The following is a 17,747-nucleotide window of genomic DNA, read 5'->3' on the forward strand; positions in this document are numbered from 1 at the left end:
AGCGCAAACCGACTTCAAGCGAAACACAGGTTTATATTGCATCCGGACGCTTGCTTCTTCGGCAGATCTGCAATAATCAAACGCCGTATTTATTAGCCGTTAAGTAAGCCTCTATCTCAAAATGGTTCTTAGACAGCCTCTTATGTTCCTGGTAAGTGAAAGAGGTCTTGGAAGGCGATAGCGCCTGATATGCAGCGATGCCACTGTAATGAGCCTTTCTTTCCTTCGCGCCTTCGCGCCTTCGCGTGAAACTCTTTTATTCATCATCCTCGTGTGAGATTCTTCTTATCATGAACAATACCGGTGAATGACATGACAGATCCGCAGATGAAGAGAGATGCTGAAGAATTGTCCGCTATCGTGGTGGATTGCGGTTACAGGTTGCATGTGGAGGTCGGGCCTGGCTTGCTGGAATCAGTGTATGAGGCCGTGCTGGCGAAGATGCTGGAGGGTCATGGGCTGCGGGTCCGGCGCCAAGTACCGATCCCTGTTCGGCTCATGGGTCTGACTTTCGACGAAGGCTTTCGGGCAGACTTGGTTGTGGACGAGGCACTATTAATTGAGTTGAAATCGGTGGAACAATTTGCATCCGTTCACGCCAAGCAAGTCTTGACCTATCTGCGCCTAATGAATCTTCCCCTCGGGCTTCTTATAAACTTTGGGGCGCCCACTTTCAAGGAAGGGGTAAAGCGGATCGTCAATCACCACCATGATATTGCAACCTCACGGCTTCGGATTAACCGGGGTCCGGAATAGATCCCATACGCGCCCCGAGTGAAAGAAAGAGGGTGTCTCACGCGAAGGCGCGAAGACGCGAAGACGCGAAGAATGAGGAAAAGAAAATGCTATTAATAATTTTTGGCGATAGCGAAATATCGGGGAAGGCGATAGCATTCGGTGATGGATGCCATTCAATGAGTTCTTCGCTTTCTTCCTTCGCGTCTTCGCGCCTTCGCGTGAGACTCTTAATAATTCTGCGTCTTTGCGTGAATCTCAAACCATGAACCGATATGTGAACGCCATTGCCAGCCGTCTGAGCCTGCGACTGCCCCAGCGTCGGTCGCTGGAGGTCCTGCACCGGATCATGGAGCTCGCCGCGCCCGGCAAGGCGCTGGATACCGCCGCAGCGCTGGCGCTCATCCGCAGTGAGTTTCCCTCGGTGACAGACTTCGAGCGTGATTTTCCATCCCTGTGCTTCGCACTCGCCACCGGTGTGGGCAAGACCCGCCTCATGGGTGCATTCGTGAGCTTCTTGCACCAGGCCCACGGGATCGACAACTTTTTCGTGCTGGCGCCCAATCTCACCATCTACAACAAGCTGATCGCCGACTTCACACCGAATACCCCCAAGTATGTCTTCCGCGGCATCGCGGTGTTCGCCGCCGATCCGCCGATGGTCATCACCGGCGACAACTACGAGCAGCAGAACGTCACCGGCCCGCGTCTGTTTGGCTCGGTGCGGGTCAATATCTTCAACATCTCCAAGATCAATTCCGAGGTACGCGGCGGCAAGGCACCGCGCATCAAGCGGCTGTCTGAATACATCGGTGCGAGCTATTTCGACTACCTGGCGGGGTTGCCGGACCTGGTGCTCCTGATGGACGAATCGCATCGTTACCGGGCAAGCGCCGGGATACGGGCAATCAATGAGCTCAAGCCCATCCTGGGGCTGGAGTTGACCGCCACACCCGTCGTGGAGACCAGCAAGGGCGCGCTACCCTTCAAGAACGTGATCGTCGACTACCCGCTGGGCCAGGCCATGGCCGACGGCTTCGTCAAGGAACCGGCGGTGGTGACGCGCAAGGACTTCGACCCCAAGGGCATGTCGACGGACGAGATCGAGCGGCTCAAGCTGGAGGATGGGGTGCGACTGCACGAGGGGGTCAAGGTGGAGCTTGAGACCTATGCGCGTGAGTCGGGGAGACCCATCGTCAAGCCCTTCGTCTTGATCATCGCGCGCGACACCACCCACGCGGGCCAGTTGTTGACGCTGATCCAGTCCGATGCCTTCTTTGAAGGGCGCTATAAGGACAAGGTCATCCAGGTGGATTCGAGCAAGAGCGGCGCCGACGAAGAGGCCATGATCGCGCGGCTTCTCAAGGTCGAGCATACCGAGGAGCCGACCGAGATCGTGATCCACGTCAACATGCTCAAGGAGGGCTGGGATGTCACCAACCTATACACCATCATACCCCTGCGCGCGGCCAACGCGCGGGTACTGATTGAGCAATCCATCGGTCGCGGGCTGCGCCTGCCCTATGGGGTGCGCACCGGCGTGACCGCGGTTGACCGGCTGAACATCGTGGCCCACGACCGGTTTCAGGAGATCGTGGACGAGGCCAAGCGGCCGGGCTCAACGATTCAACTCAAAACGGTGGTCATCGACCCGGAGCAACCGGAGCGGAAAACGGCGACGATGGTCTCTCAGTCTCAATTGGCGAGCCAACTCGGGATCAAGCCCGCCACGCCAACCAGCACCACCCAGGTGGCGGGTCAGGGCCAGCCCCCCGCGTTCGAGAAGCCGGAGGATCAGGCGCTTGCCCAGCTGGCCTATGCCGCCATCCAGACACTCAGCAGCGACCCACAGACCGTGCCGACGGTCGAACACCTGAGGAAGCCCGAGGTTCAGGCGGCCATCGTCCAGGCGGTGGAAGAGCGCCGCACTCCGGCCCAATTGGCGCTGAAGGGCCTGGCGGAGGAACCCGATGTTGCCGCGGTGGTGGCCAAGACGGTGGACCTGGTGGCCCGCCAGACCATCGACATGCCGCGTATCCTGGTGGTCCCCAAGGGCGAGGTACGCTGTGGATTCAACCCATTCACGCCAGACTTGGGCGTACTGAGCTACTCGCCGGTGTCGGACGAGCTGTGGGTCCAACACTTGCGCACCGGGCTATTGGACAAGGTGGTCTTAGGCCGTGGTGGGGTGGGTGAGGCGCGCCTGGAGGACTACGTGGTCAGCGGTCTCATCGACTTCGATGACGTTTCATACGACGACCATGCGGACCTGCTCTACGACCTGGCCGGGCAGACGGTTCGGCACTTTCTGGGCTATCTGTCGGAGGACGACGCGCGCAAGGTGTTGCGCTGCTATCAGCAGCCCATCGCCGCCTTCCTTCATGTGCAGATGCAGAACCATTGGTTCGAGGAGGCCGCGGGTTACGAGGTGAAGATCAGTAAGGGCTTCACCGAGCTGAAGCCCAGCGCCTACACCTATGCGGTGGAGGAACCGCTGGCGGACTATCGGATCGCGCCGGCCGACAAGAGCAATATGGGCCGCTATCTGTTCGGCGGCTTCCAACGCTGTCTGTATTCAGTGCAGAAGTTCGATTCCGACGCGGAGCGCAAGCTCGCGGTGATCTTGGAGCGGGAGGCCCAGAAGTGGTTCAGGCCGGCCAAGGGGCAGTTTCAAATCTATTACCGCGATGGCGGGGATCATCGGGAGTACCAGCCGGACTTCGTGGCGGAGACGGACGCGGCGGTCTATATGCTCGAGCCGAAGATGCGCAAGGAGCTGGATGACTCAGCGGTCCTGGCCAAGAAGGTGGTCGCCGAAAGCTGGTGTGCCAACGCCTCAGATCACGCACGCTCCTATGGCGGCAAGCCCTGGCGCTATCTGCTGATCCCCCATGATGTCATCGGGGAGAACATGACCCTGAGCGGGCTCGCCAGCCAGTTTGGCGGCGGATAGGGGACCGGACCCGGATGGCACTGACTTAAGCGAACGAGAAGGCCGCCGGGCGGATGCCCGCAGGGCGATCCGCCACGCTGGCGTGGACGCTGGCGGCCTGGGCTATTTCGCGCCGCTCAGCCCCCGCAGCATTTCTTGTACTTCTTGCCACTGCCGCAAGGACAAGGATCGTTGCGGCCCACCTTCGTGGCCGCCCGTACCGGTGCCGGCATCCGACGGACAACCGGGTGCCGGTCGGAATTCTCAGGTTGACGCGGCACTGGGGTCTTAAAACTGTGCCAGCGCGCCAACTCGTCCGCCGGGTGTCCGGGTAGCGCCACTCCGTACGAGGGCTTGTAGGGCTCCGGGTGGTCCCGGTGCGCCGCCATGACCTGCTCGAAGCGCTCCGCACCCCCGGCAAACCAGGTGTCCACCAGTTCGAGCTCGAAGGCCCGGCGGATCATTGGGACCAGTGCTTGCGCGTCGATGCCGGCGGCGAGCCAGACCAGGATGGCCCAGACCCAAGCGGTCGCGTCGGTGGGCTCCTCCCCGGCCTCCGCTTCGTCCAGCCAGCGCCTCGCAAATCGGCCCAGGCGATCCTGCAGCGCGTCACGCTCAAGCTCCCCGATGGCAAAGAGGATCTCCAGCGCGCCGATGGCCGCGGTGCGGACGTACTCGTTGAGCGTGGGGTCTTCGATCAGGCGCTCGAGGCCGCGCGTGTCGCCGTGGCATACCGCCGCCAATTGGCTTCCGTAGCCCTCGGTCACCGTGTCGCCGATGGCGTCGAACAAGGTCTCGCCGGGCAAGGTGCCCATCTGCACGAACAGCGGATAGGCCGCCGGCTCGCGGAAATAGGCCAGCAGATAGAGCGCGAAGATGTGACGCCAATAGTCCTTGGTCGCGAAGGCCGGCGCGAACCCGGCGTCGAGTTGCCGGCGCAGCTCGTCGAGCAACAAGGGTGTGATCGCCTCGCGCTGCTCGACGGCCTCCAGCAGTGCCGTGCGGGGGAACCGGCCGGGGCCGGCGGTGGCGAGTGCCTCGAAAATCTCGTCGGGGGTCATGTGGGTTCTTGAGCGTTGAAGAGCGGACAAAGCGGCGATGATACAGGCTCGGTCCGCTGCCGAAACCCCCTGAGCCGACCCGGTGGCGGCCGTGTTGATCCTCTGCCGCGGTCGGTGAACGTCTAACCTGAAGGAACTGGACTGGTTGGCCCTCAGGCCGGGAGCGCACTGACACGTACTGCCACGTTCAGCGTTGGGTGCTGATCGGGCCGGCCCAGGTAGCTGCCCGCGACCGGCGGCACCGCCTCCGGGTGGCGTGCCACGGCGACCGCGATGTGGTGGTGGCCGACGACCTCGCCGCTGGTGGGATCGAATCCCTTCCAACCGGCCCCGGGCAGGTAGACATCGACCCAGGCATGGGTGGCGGCGTCGCCGGTGTCGCCGCCCGGGGTGTGCAGATAGCCGCTGACGAAGCGGCTGGCCAGCCCCAGATCGCGGCACGCCTCCATGAAGAGGGCCGCAAAGTCGCGACACGAACCGCTGTTGTACTCCAGCGTCTGTGCCGGTGACTGGACGCCCGGTTCCTCCCGCATCCGGTACTCAAACCCGCCGGCGATGGCGCGGTTCATCTGGTCCAACAGCGTAAAGGTCTCCATGGGCCGCCGCAGGCCCAGGCCGTCCAGCCAGTCCTCGACGGCCGGCTGGTCGCTCGGGTAGACCACCTGCAGGAAGGGTGCGAGTTCGATCCCATCCTCCTGCGCATAGTCGAAGGGGTGGTTGACGGCATCGTCGTTCATCAGGAAATCGAAGGGGTTGTCCTCGTAGTGCTGAATCACCACGCTGCTGGCGATGTGTAGCCGCTCGGCAGGCTCGGTGAAGGCGACCAGCGCAACCGAGTTGTCCAATACGTCGCGTTTCCATTGCACGGTATGGGCAGGAACGATCTCCAGGAGCGAGGATTCGATCCGGACGTTGTGGTTCTCCCGCGGGCGCAACAGCAACCGATGGGGCAGCAGCGAGATGGGGGTGGGGAACAGGTACTCGGTGACGTGGCTGATATTGATACGCCGCATGGGGAATCGCTCTTCAGTGTCCTGGATGTCGCGGGTCGCGGTCGCGCGCGAGCTGCGGGCGAGGCGATGTATTTTTCGGCACTCGAGCCCCCGACGAAACCCTCGGGTTCGGCGCGGAACAGGCGCGCGAGTACGGCCTTGATCAAGATTCCGGCCACTTGGGCTCGCCGAGTGCGTAGTCAGGCCATCTTGGCCTGACACCGTCAGGGCTGGAAGCCCTGACTACGCACGCCGCTGGCCGGGATTATGATCGACGCCGCGAGTACCTCAGGCCAGTCGGATTGTTGCCAGTTCCAGGCCGTTAGGCATAGAGGATGCGGCTATCGCTCATCCCGGGGGGCAAACGTGAGTCATAGACGCGGATGTTAGTCTTTGGCACACGCAGTTGCCACCGCAGCGGCGGCCTGGTTGTTCGCAGATGGTGAAGAGGTCGTTGGTCAATCGCCAAGCAACAGGTTCTCGAACGGCAAGTGGTTCTTCCAACGATAGGTGCGGAAGTCGCGTTCATCGGTGGACAGAATACGCCCATGACCCAGATGCTCTGCGAGCAGCACCAGGGACGCATCGTCCAGGTCCATGGGGAGATCGGCGTACTTCTTCATGAGCCATTCGATCCTCGCCGCATGGGTCGCGTTCAGCTCGAACACCTCGAACAACCCCTGTCGAAATTGCTCCATAAAGCCGATCCGGGCCCGGCCCCCGGCCCGCGCGAGCAGCAGATGGCAGGCCTCCGCCATGACGGCACAGGTCGTCACGAGTCGCTCGCCTTGCAAGGACAATGCGGCCAACCGCCGTTTGGCAATATCATGGTAGTCGTCTTTGGGGTGGGCCAGGGCCACCCACAGACCGGTATCAGCGATGACCATGCTTGGTTTCGAGAGTCGCGGTCAGATCAGTCTTGTAATCGCGGGAGAAATGGGTGGCTTCGGTCCCGGCGCAACCGATGAAGTCCGATTCCAGGAGCGCGGCTATTGGGTTGGCGGGCGGATAAACTGGCGGATTGGTTGGGACGCGGTCACGGTGAATCTTCGGCCGGGATCTGTCTTCGCGTGCGGGACTCTGCGATTGGATCAAGGTACGCAGACCCAGCTCCAGTAGCTCGGTATCGGAGCTTACTCCGGTCAACTGGCGGGCCTTGCGGATCAGTGCAACGTCGATGGTCAGGTTGGATTGCATAGCGGCTGCGCTTGGCGCGCGATGTCAGGTGAACGATGAGGTTCGGTCGCGGTGCGAGTCTAGCAGATGGGGGGACGAAGTACGCGACATCGATGGACACCAACTCGGCGCGGCGTGCCATGGTGTGGTGGCCGACCGCCGGCAGGGCGGGTCTCCGGGGTCGCGGGTCGGCACCCCCAGGGCGTCCAGAACATCGGTCCAGCGCAACGGCGCCGCCTGGTCCTGCCCGCCACTGCCGCGTGCCGGCGCCTCAGCCCGGCGCCAGGGTCTCGACCTCGAAGCCGACCATGGTCCGCCGCTCGCGGCTGAACTCGATACCGATCAGATGGATCGGCTGGCCCAGCGCGCGGTATTTCTCCGCATAGCCGCGGTCTTTGAGCTGTTGCAGCGCCCGGCCCTCGGGCGCGAGCTCCACCACCTTGAACTCGAACAGCCAGACCTGGGCGTCGAAGTGCAGGGTCAGGTCGATGCGCCCGTGTGAGGTGGCGTCCTCCGGCGTCAGGTCCAGGCCCAGCGCGGCGATGTGGCTATAGAAGACGCTGGCATAGAAGCCCTCGTAGCGGGCAATGGGGTTGTTGTCGTGCCAATGGTGGGGGATGGCCGCGAACAGCGCCTGCACATGGGTGCGCAGTGCCTCAAAGTCGCCGGACACCAGGGTGTCATAGAGCCGGCTCTGTGCCCGCTCGGCGGCCATGGGGTCGCCCATCAGGCCCTTGAGCAGGGCGTCGTTGAGCGCGGTCTGCACCTCCAGATTCGGGTAGCCCAGGGTGTGTTCGATGCGTGCCCCGGTGCGCCGGGAGCCGTGAAAGGTCAGATAGCCGGTCTGCCACAGCAGCGCCTCGGGGGCGATATGGTCCACGTCGAAGGCGGACAGCAGTGCCTCGGAGCTGTGCAGCCGGGCCAGGTCCGGGGTGAAGAAGCCGCGTGCGGTCAACAGATCGACCAGAAAGGTCGGCGTGCCGGTCTCGAACCAATAGGAGCGGAAGACCCGATCCTGAAACAGCAACAGCAGGTCGAAGGGGTTATAGACCGCCTCGCCGGTCCAGTTGTAGCCGTTGTACCAGCGGCGCACCTCGGCCCGGTCGAGCCCCAGCAGTTCCGGCGCGAAGACCTGATCCACATCGGCATCGGTGTAGCCACACAGGGCCGAATAGTTCGGGACCACGGTGATGTCGTGCAGGTTGTTGAGCCCGGAGAAGATGCTCACCTTGCTGAACTTGCTGACCCCGGTCAGAAAGGCAAAGCGCAGGTGCGCGTCGGCGCCCTTGATGACCGAGTACAGATTGCGCAGCCCATCGCGCATGTCCCGTGCGGTGTCGGGGTCGGTGAGATTGTCGAGGATCGGCTTGTCGTATTCGTCCACCAGGACCACGACCCGCTGACCATGCCGGGCCTGCGCCTGGCGGATCAGGTCGCCAAAGGTGCCGGCCACGTCGAGCCCCGGATGCAGGGTCAGGTCGAGCGCCTCGGCGTTGAGGCGCAGCAGGTCGTCGATCCGGGCGTCGAGCGCCGCGCGGCTGTGCAACACGCCCTCGGCGAAGCTGAGTCGGATCACCGGGAAGCGCACCGCCCAGTCCCAGTGCGGATGGATCTCAAGCCCCCGAAAGAGCGGCTCGTTGCCGGCGAAGACCTCGGCGATGGTGTCGAGCAACAAGGACTTGCCGAAGCGCCGCGGGCGCGAGAGGAAATAGTGGCTGCCCTGCGCGATCAATTGCCGGATAAAGCCGGTCTTGTCCACATAGTAACAGTCGTCCTCGCGGATCTTCGCGAAGGTCTGGATACCGATGGGCAGCAGCTTGCGGGTGTTCATGGTCGGTCTCGGCCGGGGCAATGCGGCCACGATGCCGCCGGGCAGCGTCCCGGTCAAGGTCCGGATTCGGCAGGCCGCAACCGCGGCGCGTCGGGTCGCTCCATGGGTTGCCGCCCGCGGGTACGAGGGGGACAATAGTGCGCGAGGCTCCGTGTACGGCGGACAGGTCCCAGCGATCCTGGATGCCCGGCGTCGGCGATGCAAACCCTGGCAACTGGAGGGGTCTATGGACACGACATTCTGGATCGTGCTGGCGGTGCTGTGGCTGGTCTCACCGGTCATTCTGTTCATCGCGGTCATGGCTTATCGAAGCCAGACCCATCGGTTGCGCGAGCAACTGTTGCTGCTGCGCGGCGTGAATCAGCCGCCGCCGACCATGACATCCGAGTCGGCGCGGCCGAGCGTGGGTGGCGAGCGCCGTTTTGCCCGCGTCGACCTGGAGAATTTGCTGTTGTTGCGGCTCGAATTGCTGCGGCAGGTCGAGCTGGGCGCGCTCGCCGCCGCGCGCTGTCGGCGATTGACGGATGCGCTGGACTTGCTGTGGGCATGGCATCTGCGCCAGGGCGGCGCCCGACCGGATAATGGCGTCTGGGAGCATCGGCGCGCCATCGCCTGGGCCCTGCTGGCGCACTGGGCGGAGCTCCCGATCGGCGCCCCACCCTGGCAAGCGCCCATCCCCATCGGCGAGCGCTCGCCCACGGACAGCGGGCAAGCGGCGGTCTCGCCCCCAGGACCCAGTGATAGCGCTATCGCCGTGGATCTGCCTCCCATCGAATATGACGGGCGTGGGCCGGACTCCCCGGCACCGCCACCGCCGGTCCCGGTCCCGGTCCCGGTCCCGGCCATGGGTCGGAAGGTCTCCGGCTGGGCGGGGGAGGGCGAGGACCCCTGGACCCAACCCGCCCCGGGGCCAGCCCCGGAGCCCGCCTCGAACTGGCGGCCGGCCGTGCCGAGCCGGTTGGAGCAGGCGCTGCAGGCGCTATCCGGCTGGCCGGCGCTGATCGCGCCCTTCCTGGTGCAGAACATCGGCTGGTTCATCGGCGGTTTCTGCTTCGTGGCCGGCGCACTGTTCCTCATCGCCAACACCAGCGGTTTCGTCAACGCCTTGGTGGTCTTCGGTAGTCTGTTCGGGTCCGCCGCCTTTCTGCTCTGGGCCGGTTTCCAGTTTCGCCGCCAGCGCCCGGAGCTGGCGGTGGCCAGCAGCATGCTGTTGACGCTCGGGATGTTGCTCGGACCCCTGGTCGTGGCGGTCGCGGTCCGACTGATCGCGGCCAGCCCTGGCGAAGGATGGCTGACGGCGGTCGGGGTGCTGGTGGCGGTGGCGACGCTGGGTGCGTTCGCCCTGGCCGCCGCCCTGGCCAGTGCGTTGATGGACCGGGCGCTGCGGGGGCGCTATCCCTGGTTGCTGACCGCGCTGGCGGCGGTGCAATTGGTCGTGCCACTGGCGGCGTTCGCGACCGGCTGGGTGGAGCTGGCGGCGCTGCACACCCTGCTGCTGGCGTTGCTCGGTTACGGCTTGTGGACCTTCTCGGGTGAGTGGTTGCGGCGGCTGTTCGTGGACCGGCAGCGCACGACCTACTACGCCGCCGGGATGCTGGTCTATACCGCGCTCGTGTCCTTCGTCCACCTGACCTGGGTGTGGCCGCACCCCCTGCCGGCCGGTTATGCGGGCCCCTTCCTGATGGCGCTGTGCGGCTTGCTGCTGCCGGTGGATGCCGCGTTCAAGGAGTGGGTCGGCAAATATGCATTCCTGTCCCGGGCGAGCTTTGCCATCTATGGGCTGTCCGCGGTGGCCGTGGCCGTGGCGGTCCAGTCCCCGGCGGCCGCGATCCTGACGCTGGCCATGGGCGCGGTACTCTATGGTTGGATGACCTGGCGCTATCGCACCCTGCCGCCACTCTATCTGCTGTTCGGCTGCGTGGCGGGGCTTTATGGGTTAGTCATTCTCAACGCCCTGCCGCCGGCCTGGCATGGGCTCGCCAGCCTGCCGGGGTTGCTGGCGCTGCTGGGGTTGGCCCGCTGGGCGGCCGCCCGTTCGCGTAACCTGGCCCTCCAGTGCCTGGCGACCTTCGCCCTGCTGCTGTGTACTGTGACGCTCTGGAGTCTGGCCTGGACCCCGCTCGGGGCGGTCTCCGGGGTGGTCACGGCCGCGACGGCGGCGCTGCTGGCCTACGTGGCGGTGCGGCTGGCGCTGCGCTTGCCGCAGGCCGATCCCCGCTGGGCGAACGCCGATGTTGGCGCCGTGGTACTGGCCACCGTGGCGGTGGCGTTCATGCCGGACGCCTGGCACCGCTGGGAACTGAACACCGGGTTCGGCCTGCTGGCGCTGGCGGCGTTGTGGACCGCGCTGGGCCTGCACCATCGCCGCCTGCCGCCCGCCAGTCGGCAGGTCTTTATCGTCGCTGCCTTGCTGAACGTGGTGCTGGCATTGGGGCTGGGTGGCCTGGCACTGTGGCCGGACTGGCTCGGACGCTTGGAACCCATCTTGCTGCTGGTGCCGGCGGGGGCGCTGCTGCTGTGGCTCGGTCTGGGTCTGCGTCGGCAGGCGCTGTTGTACGGCGTGTTGGCCTGCGCCGGCGCAGTCGGCGTGTTGCTCAAGCAGCGCTATGCCCCAGGTCCAGGCACCGGACTGCTGGACTTCATCCTGGTGCTGGTCCTGTGGGCCTCCCTGTGGCGGCTCGCCTGGCGTACCTGCATCCGCGCGGCGCTGAACGAGGCGCCGAACCACCCTGGGCAGCCCACCGCCGGGCTGGAACCCTCAGAACCTCCAGATGTCGCTCCCTGCGAACCGCCTGAGACCAGCCTGGCCGAGCTGATCCGTGCCCCGTTGGAACAGGCCATGGCCCTGCTGTGGGCCGTCGGGCTGATGCATCTGGGCCTGCGGCTGCTCGCCGGCGCGATGATGCCGGGATGGCCCTGGATCGCCGTGCTGGCCCTGGTGTCGGGCGTCCTGGTCGTGGGTCATTTCCATCTGTTCCGCTGGGTGGCCCTGCCGATGCTGCTGGGGCTGGCCGGCCTGTTGGTCGGACTGGACCGGCTGGGGCTGACCCTGCCCTGGCTCGGCGCGGCGGCGGTGCTCTACGCGCTGCTGGTCTGGCGGTTGAGTGTCGACCTGCTGGGGCGGCCCGTGACCGGCCGGCTGGCGGGGGTGCTCGGTTTCACCGTGCCCGGCGGTGCCGGCGGTCGTCGGCAGGTAGAGGACAGCCTGCATGCCGGCGCCCTGCTGGTCGCCGCACTCCCCGTGGCGGCCGCCCCCGCGCTGGTCCTGGCGGGGGCGCCGACGCCCGCCTGGCTGCCGACGCTGGGGTTGAGTCTGCTCTTGTTCCTGCTGGCCGGCTGGCATTACCGCACCGAGCTCCACGCCTGGGCGGCGCTGGCCACGCTGACGGTCGGCGGCTGGCTGACCGGGGCCTGGTTGGCCCCGCCGGCCCTGTTCGTACTGGGTCAACCCGTGCTCAATGGGTGCCTGAGTGTGGTCCTGGCGGTGGTGGCGGTGGGGCTGGAGGTCGAACGGGCCCGACCGCTCGGCTATTGGCGGACACCCTTGCAGTGGACCAGCGGGCTCCTTTATCTGTTGGCGCTGGGCGGGGCGGTGCTGGGGGCGCTGGCTGGCGCGCCGGGCCTGCCGCTCCTGCTGGGGTTGTTGTGCGTCGCGTTGTTCCCGGTGGCCCGGCCGCTGCCGGGCGCGGCGCACTGGCGCGGTCTGGGGCTGGCGCTGCTCGCGAGCGCCCTGGTGTGGGCGCTGGCGGTCCAGTCTGGCGTCGACCTGCGCGCCGCGGCCTGGATCGCCGTCGCCTGGGGTTATGTGCTGTGGGCCGTCGGCAATCTGGTGCTCCCGCGCTGGAATGCCCGCCTGCCGGGCTGGGCGGTCGCGCCGACGAGCTGGCCGCTCCTGGGGCTTGCCAGCGTTCTGGGTGGGGTGACGGTCGGGGCATTGGCCGGTGCCTGGTCGAGCGCCGCCGCGCTGGCGGGGCTGACGCCCTACCTGTTCCTGCTGCTCGCCAATACCGCCTGGCCCGGCCTGGCGTGGCTGGCGGTCGCGGCGCTGGCGGGGAGCGGTCTGCTGGCCGCTGGGACCTGGACCTGGTGGGATGCCGGAGGCGGGTGGCCGGTGCGTGCCGAGGGCGTTGCGGTGGCGTTGCTGTGGCTCAACCTGCTGTTTTTGCTGATCCCGTTCTGGGGGCGTTATGGCCAGCGGCTCGCCGGGCGGCTGTCCTGGCGGCAGGACGGACTGGCGGCGCCGCTGTTCTGGGTCCCCTTCGCCAACCTGGTGCTGTTGCTCGCTGCCCTGCTCCTGGTGGAGGCCGCGGACTGGCTACCGGCAGTGGCCTTCGGCTGGGGCCGTCCGGTTGGCTGGCTGAGCGGATTGGCGCTGTTGCTGGCGGCAACGGCCGGCCATGCCTGGCGGTTGCGTCCGGGGCCATTGACCGCACAGGTGCTGTTGATTGCGCTCGCGGCGACGGTCGCGGCGATCCTGCGCGATCTGATGCTGCCGCCGATCTGGCTGCCGCTGGCCGTGGCCCTGTGGGACGGCGTCCTGCTGTTGGCCTGGCGTTATGGGGTGCGCGATGCGCAGTGGCGTGCCGCGCTGGGCCCCTGGCTCACCCTGTTGCCGCTGGCGAGCCTGGGTCTGCTGGTGCCGCTGGCCGCCACCGACTGGGCGGTCGGCACCTTGAGCCTGTGGCTGCTGGCCCTGGCGATGCTGGCGCAGGGCTGGTGGCAGGGTAGTGGCTTCTGGCTGAAGGCCGGATTCGCGTCGGCATTGGCGGGCGGTTACACCGCCTGGCTGGTGGTACCTACGCCGATGGTGGGGGTGTTGCCCTGGTACGCCCTGCAGACCGTGCTGTTGTTGCTGGCGTTGACCGCGATCCATCGGCGCTTGGCGTCCTGGCTGGAGCGCGTGGACCCTGATCGGGATGGGGACCGGGATGCGAACCGGTTCGGCCGGATCAGCGAGGCCGAGCAGGCGGTGAGCCAACTGGTCGCGGGATTGCTCGCCTTGAGCCTGCTGTGGCTGGGTCTGCACGGCTGGTTCGTGCTGGCGCACCAGGCCGGTTGGGGGCCGCTGCCCTGGCGGTTCGGGGGTCTCGCGGACCCGCTGGCGGCGGGGGCCGCGTTGCTGCTGTTGGCCGGACTGGCGGCGGTGCGCGCCTGGCGGCAGCCGGACGCGCATGGCTGGGTCTATGCGGGGGCGCTGCTGCTGGGTCTGCTGGTCGCTTACGGGCGGCTGGCGGTGCTGGGGCTGGCGCCCTTCACACCCTGGGATACGGCGGCACTGCTGGCGGTGGCCGGCGCGACCCTGCTGCTGCACCAGTTCACCGGCTCCTGGCCGGTGTCCCGTCTGGCCCTGCTGCTGCCCGCGCTTTCGCTCGTGACCGTACACTGGCAGCTCGCCTCGCCCTGGACCGGCGGGGCGCTGTTGGCGGTGGCCGTGCTCTATCTGTCACAGGCCGCGACCCTGCGCAATCCCTGGCCGCTGTATCTCGGGGTGCTGGCCCTGAACGGCGCCGTGTATCTGTGGGCGCCGCTGTGGGCGGCGCACTATGGGCTGTGGCAGTTCTACATCGTCCCAGCGGCGGTGTCGGTGCTGGTCCTGCTGCACCTGCATCGGCGGGAATTGCGCCCGCAAGTGCTCAGTGGTGCGCGCTTGGCGGCCCTGAGCGCGCTCTACGCCGGGGCCGGTCTGGACCTCTTCCTGCGGCCTGAGTTGAGCGTGTTTGTACTCGCCCTGGCCTTGGCGCTGGTCGGTGCGATCCTCGGCATCGCGCTGCGCATCCGGGCCTTTCTCTACGCCGGTGTGGCCTTCCTGGTGCTGAACGTCGGCGGGCAACTGTTCCGATTCTATCCGGGGCAGGGCATGGGTCGGGCGCTGATCCTGATCGGCCTCGGCGCGGTCATCACCGCCGGGATGGTGGTGTTCAATCTCAAGCGCGAGGCAATCCTGCGGCGGATTCGCGTCGCTCGGGCCGATCTGGCACAGTGGGAATGAGCGATTTTTTGATTTGGGTTCAGGGAATATAGCCCGGGGCGTTGGGTCCCAGGTTCTTCTCGTCCCGCAGGGCGCCGTCGCGCGGGTCGACAATTTCCTCCGGCGTCCCGCCCTCGTTGGTGGTCCCGTCGCTCACGTCCTGGACGTCCGCGCCGATGGCCAGGCCGCCCAGGCCTTGCGGGGCCGGGTCGATGACCTGGCGGACATCCACGGCGATGCCGTCGGTGGTGACCACCTCCTCGGCCAAGGCGGCGAGTCCGATGGCGAGCAACAGTGGGGCGATGGCCGCGCGGGTCAGTTGGTTGGCGTTCAAGTGGCACCTCAGTGGGTTGGATAACCGAGTGACAGAGAAGATGAGCTTACCACGCTGACATTCAACCGGTTGTACCAAATGGGGGCACGCGGTTGGCGTCACCAGATGGGCAGGTAGAGCTTGAGCGGCTGATCGGCGCAGGGTTGAAAGCCGAAGCGCCGGTAAAAGCGGGATGCCTCGTCGTCTTTCGCATCGACGAAGACCCCGGCGCTGCCCACGGATTGAGCGGCGCCCCGGGCGCGATTGAGCGCGTCGGCCAGCAGCAGACGGCCGAGCCCCTGGCCCTGAAGCGCTTGTCGGACGGCCAACCGGGCGAGTCGGGTGACTGGTACCTGTCGCGGCAAGCGCTTGCCAACGGCAGTCGGCAGGTCTTGGGTGAGCACGAACGCGGATGCCAGGGCATAGAAACCCAGGATGCTCTCTGGGCCGATGTCGGCATGACCCGCCGCCGCGAAGTCGGCGACCGCGGCCTGGTCGACGGGGACCGCGACGAAGGTTCGGGAGATGCCCTTGGCCTGGTGCTGAAGCGCGGTTTGCCGCAGCCATAGGTCCAGCGCCGCGACGCCGCTCTCAAACCCGCGGCGTTCGTGGCGACCAGTCAATGGTTCCAGTCTGATCATCGCGCCGCTCCGCGTAGTCCTGAAGGGCCGCCAGCAACTCCGGGTTGAGCGGCGGCGGGCGCTCGAGTGCGTCCAAGAACGCCTGGGTATCGCGCTCGGAGAGGCGGATGACACGCTCCTGCTCGATGATCCGCTCGGCCTCGTGCAGCGCCGTCTGCACGATGAACTGGTTGAGGGTCGACCCGACCAGGCTGGCCGCAAGCTCCAGGGTTTCCTGGACCTTGAGCGGTACCCGGGTGGTGATGCGTCCGCGTTCGATGGTGGTGTTCAACACGGGGTTAAACCTCGATTTCTGATGCCAAAAGTCTAGCATGCTGGTGTCAGTTTGTCGCCGGACTACCAATGTTGGCAACCAAGGACCATCATCGTCTGTCTCGCTGAGGTCCGCGCCCCAGACCTGGGTTACTATCTCGCTGCTGAGGCGTTGCGGCGCCAGTTGGTCTATCTTGTTGCTCAATCCAGAATACGCGGAATGAGGTGATACAACGTAATGGCAAACCCTGAAGGTTACCGGGACGGTGATGCCTGGCTCGCCGAGTACGGTCCCCTGTCCCTCACCCAGGGTCTGACCTTGGGCCGCCGGGTCATCGAGGCACTGAGCGTGGCCCACGCCGCTGGCGTCGTCCATCTGGACCTGAAGCCCGCGAACCTGCTCCTGAAGTCTGAGGGTGACGGGATCGCGGTCAAGGTCATCGACCTTGGCCGGTCCCGCGCCGCCGGGACCGGAGACTACGCCCCACCGGAGCAACGAGGTGAGGTCCAATACGGCGAGGCTGGACCCAGGAGCGACCTGTACGGCTTCGGTGCGACCTGGTATCGGCTCCTGACCGGCCGGCACCCATCGAACCGCCGCGACAAGTATCTGCCCCAGGGGAGCTCGGCTGCGCTGTTCGAACTGATCCAAGACTTGATGGAGCACGATCCCCAGGACCGGCCGGAGGGCGCCGAGGCCGTATTGGCGAGGGTCGAGGCATTGGCGGGGTTGGTCTCTGTTGGAGCGGTGTCCCCGCCGCGACCGGCGCCCGTGGACGTGATGTGCTCGCGGCTGCCGCCCGCGCCATCCACGGTGGCGGTGCCCGGGTTACCGGATATTCACGGTTGGTCTTCCGGCAAGGTGCAGGCGCTCCAGCGGGCTGCCGCAGAGGCGTTGGGTTTGGATGTGATCTTCCGCGACCCTCTTCGGGAACCGGTGCGCATCCCTCACGCAGACGGACTGTTGACCCGTTTCATGGAGCGTGGTGCAACAGTCGTCGCCGAAGGGCCGGAGATGGTCGTTATCCCCGCGGGGAGTTTTCTCATGGGTGCATCGGAAGGGGAGGTGAAGCTGGAGGAGAAAAACCTCATGCCTTTGCGTGAACGCCCGCAGCACCATGTGACGATCTCTCGGCCCTTCGCCATCGGGCGCTATACGGTCACCTTCGACGACTACGATGCCTTCTGCGCCGCAACCGGTCGGGAGAAGCCGGCCTTCCAAAGTTTGAGGGCGCGCGGTCGCTTTCCGGCCGTCCGAGTCAGCTGGAACCATGCGCTCGCTTACTGCCGGTGGCTCTCCGAGCAAACTGGGCATCCTTACCGACTGCCGACTGCCGACTGCCGACTGCCGACTGAGGCGGAGTGGGAATATGCTTGCCGGGCTGGGACGGCTACCGCCTTCCACTTCGGCGCGACCCTTACTACAGACCAGGCAAACTACGACGGCAACTTTCCCTACGGCGAAGGGGCTAAGGGCATCAATCGCAATACTTTGGTCCAAGTAGGAAGTTTCCCCGCTAACCCTTGGAGCCTTCATGAGATGCACAGCAATGTTGCGGAGCGTTGTCGGGATGATCTTAGGGTCTATTCGGCCGAGTCAGTCGTAGATCCCGTAGGCCCCGAAAGCATCGACGCCGATAATGCAATTCGCGGTGGTTACTTTTACGGTGGCGCAATCGAGGCACGTTCGGCGCGTCGTGACCATGCTAGTACCGCAGGATGAAAGTGCTCGGACCATGTCAAGCTAGGCTGCCAACGGCTTGCCTTGGTAGGTCCAGCGGAATGGTTTGGCCATTGTCTTGTTGAAATAGTCGATGAAGTTTTTGATTTTCTGGCAAAGGTCGTC

12 protein-coding genes are annotated in these 17,747 nt (G+C 65.7%); 4 read left to right on the forward strand and 8 right to left on the reverse strand.

Annotated features, from left to right (window positions below; translation table 11 throughout):
• Positions 1-312: 312 nt before the first annotated feature.
• Both QZX93_RS21165 and QZX93_RS21170 read left to right on the forward strand, forming a co-directional pair.
• Entirely contained in the window at positions 313-756 is a 444-nt protein-coding gene (locus QZX93_RS21165; protein ID WP_295393247.1) for a GxxExxY protein, read from the forward strand.
• Positions 757-1,000: 244 nt separating this feature from the next.
• On the forward strand, positions 1,001-3,688 hold the full coding sequence (locus QZX93_RS21170) for a DEAD/DEAH box helicase family protein (RefSeq protein WP_295393246.1): 2,688 nt from the start codon (positions 1,001-1,003) through the stop codon (positions 3,686-3,688).
• 116 nt (positions 3,689-3,804) lie between these two features.
• Here QZX93_RS21170 and QZX93_RS21175 read toward each other — a convergent pair whose 3' ends face one another.
• The 5 genes from QZX93_RS21175 to QZX93_RS21195 form a co-directional block, all read right to left on the reverse strand.
• Complete coding sequence (locus QZX93_RS21175; protein ID WP_295393245.1) at positions 3,805-4,728, reverse strand: DUF1186 domain-containing protein; 924 nt, start codon at positions 4,726-4,728, stop codon at positions 3,805-3,807.
• A gap of 152 nt (positions 4,729-4,880) precedes the next feature.
• Positions 4,881-5,741, reverse strand: a complete 861-nt coding sequence (locus tag QZX93_RS21180; RefSeq protein WP_295393244.1) for a transglutaminase family protein — start codon at positions 5,739-5,741, stop codon at positions 4,881-4,883.
• A gap of 437 nt (positions 5,742-6,178) precedes the next feature.
• Entirely contained in the window at positions 6,179-6,607 is a 429-nt protein-coding gene (locus QZX93_RS21185) for a PIN domain-containing protein (RefSeq protein ID WP_295393243.1), read from the reverse strand.
• The gene (locus tag QZX93_RS21190) at positions 6,594-6,917 is read right to left on the reverse strand and encodes a type II toxin-antitoxin system VapB family antitoxin (protein ID WP_295393242.1); all 324 of its coding nucleotides are present in this window, start codon (positions 6,915-6,917) and stop codon (positions 6,594-6,596) included. The genes QZX93_RS21185 and QZX93_RS21190 overlap by 14 nt, the downstream gene beginning before the upstream one ends.
• Positions 6,918-7,167: 250 nt before the next feature.
• Positions 7,168-8,727 carry an ATP-binding protein gene (locus QZX93_RS21195; protein WP_295393241.1) on the reverse strand — a complete coding sequence of 520 codons (1,560 nt, stop codon included), beginning with the start codon at positions 8,725-8,727 and terminating at the stop codon, positions 7,168-7,170.
• A gap of 226 nt (positions 8,728-8,953) precedes the next feature.
• Here QZX93_RS21195 and QZX93_RS21200 point away from each other — a divergent pair, with 226 nt between their 5' ends.
• Positions 8,954-14,716: a hypothetical protein gene (locus QZX93_RS21200; RefSeq protein WP_295393240.1), complete on the forward strand. Its 5,763-nt coding sequence runs from the start codon at positions 8,954-8,956 to the stop codon at positions 14,714-14,716.
• A gap of 19 nt (positions 14,717-14,735) precedes the next feature.
• Here the strand turns inward: QZX93_RS21200 and QZX93_RS21205 are convergent, their stop codons facing one another.
• The 3 genes from QZX93_RS21205 to QZX93_RS21215 form a co-directional block, all read right to left on the reverse strand.
• Entirely contained in the window at positions 14,736-15,029 is a 294-nt protein-coding gene (locus QZX93_RS21205; protein WP_295393239.1) for a hypothetical protein, read from the reverse strand.
• Positions 15,030-15,127: 98 nt separating this feature from the next.
• Positions 15,128-15,649, reverse strand: a complete 522-nt coding sequence (locus QZX93_RS21210; protein WP_295393238.1) for a GNAT family N-acetyltransferase — start codon at positions 15,647-15,649, stop codon at positions 15,128-15,130.
• On the reverse strand, positions 15,600-15,923 hold the full coding sequence (locus QZX93_RS21215) for a DUF1778 domain-containing protein (RefSeq protein ID WP_295393237.1): 324 nt from the start codon (positions 15,921-15,923) through the stop codon (positions 15,600-15,602). The genes QZX93_RS21210 and QZX93_RS21215 overlap by 50 nt, the downstream gene beginning before the upstream one ends.
• Before the next feature lie 216 nt (positions 15,924-16,139).
• Between QZX93_RS21215 and QZX93_RS21220 the strand changes: the two genes are divergently transcribed.
• Positions 16,140-17,624 (forward strand): SUMF1/EgtB/PvdO family nonheme iron enzyme, encoded by a 1,485-nt coding sequence (locus tag QZX93_RS21220; RefSeq protein ID WP_295393236.1) that lies wholly within the window; start codon positions 16,140-16,142, stop codon positions 17,622-17,624.
• Positions 17,625-17,747: the final 123 nt, after the last annotated feature.

This window comes from uncultured Thiodictyon sp., from assembly GCF_903946935.1.
Taxonomy (GTDB): Bacteria; Pseudomonadota; Gammaproteobacteria; order Chromatiales; family Chromatiaceae; genus Thiodictyon.

Excerpts from the sequence above, each read along its gene's own strand:
- QZX93_RS21165 (WP_295393247.1), top strand. The coding sequence starts at position 313 with ATGACAGATCCGCAGATGAAGAGAGATGCTGAAGAATTGTCCGCTATC.
- QZX93_RS21170 (WP_295393246.1), top strand. The coding sequence starts at position 1,001 with ATGAACCGATATGTGAACGCCATTGCCAGCCGTCTGAGCCTGCGACTG.
- QZX93_RS21175 (WP_295393245.1), bottom strand. The coding sequence starts at position 4,728 with ATGACCCCCGACGAGATTTTCGAGGCACTCGCCACCGCCGGCCCCGGC.
- QZX93_RS21180 (WP_295393244.1), bottom strand. The coding sequence starts at position 5,741 with ATGCGGCGTATCAATATCAGCCACGTCACCGAGTACCTGTTCCCCACC.
- QZX93_RS21185 (WP_295393243.1), bottom strand. The coding sequence starts at position 6,607 with ATGGTCATCGCTGATACCGGTCTGTGGGTGGCCCTGGCCCACCCCAAA.
- QZX93_RS21190 (WP_295393242.1), bottom strand. The coding sequence starts at position 6,917 with ATGCAATCCAACCTGACCATCGACGTTGCACTGATCCGCAAGGCCCGC.
- QZX93_RS21195 (WP_295393241.1), bottom strand. The coding sequence starts at position 8,727 with ATGAACACCCGCAAGCTGCTGCCCATCGGTATCCAGACCTTCGCGAAG.
- QZX93_RS21200 (WP_295393240.1), top strand. The coding sequence starts at position 8,954 with ATGGACACGACATTCTGGATCGTGCTGGCGGTGCTGTGGCTGGTCTCA.
- QZX93_RS21210 (WP_295393238.1), bottom strand. The coding sequence starts at position 15,649 with ATGATCAGACTGGAACCATTGACTGGTCGCCACGAACGCCGCGGGTTT.
- QZX93_RS21220 (WP_295393236.1), top strand. The coding sequence starts at position 16,140 with ATGGCAAACCCTGAAGGTTACCGGGACGGTGATGCCTGGCTCGCCGAG.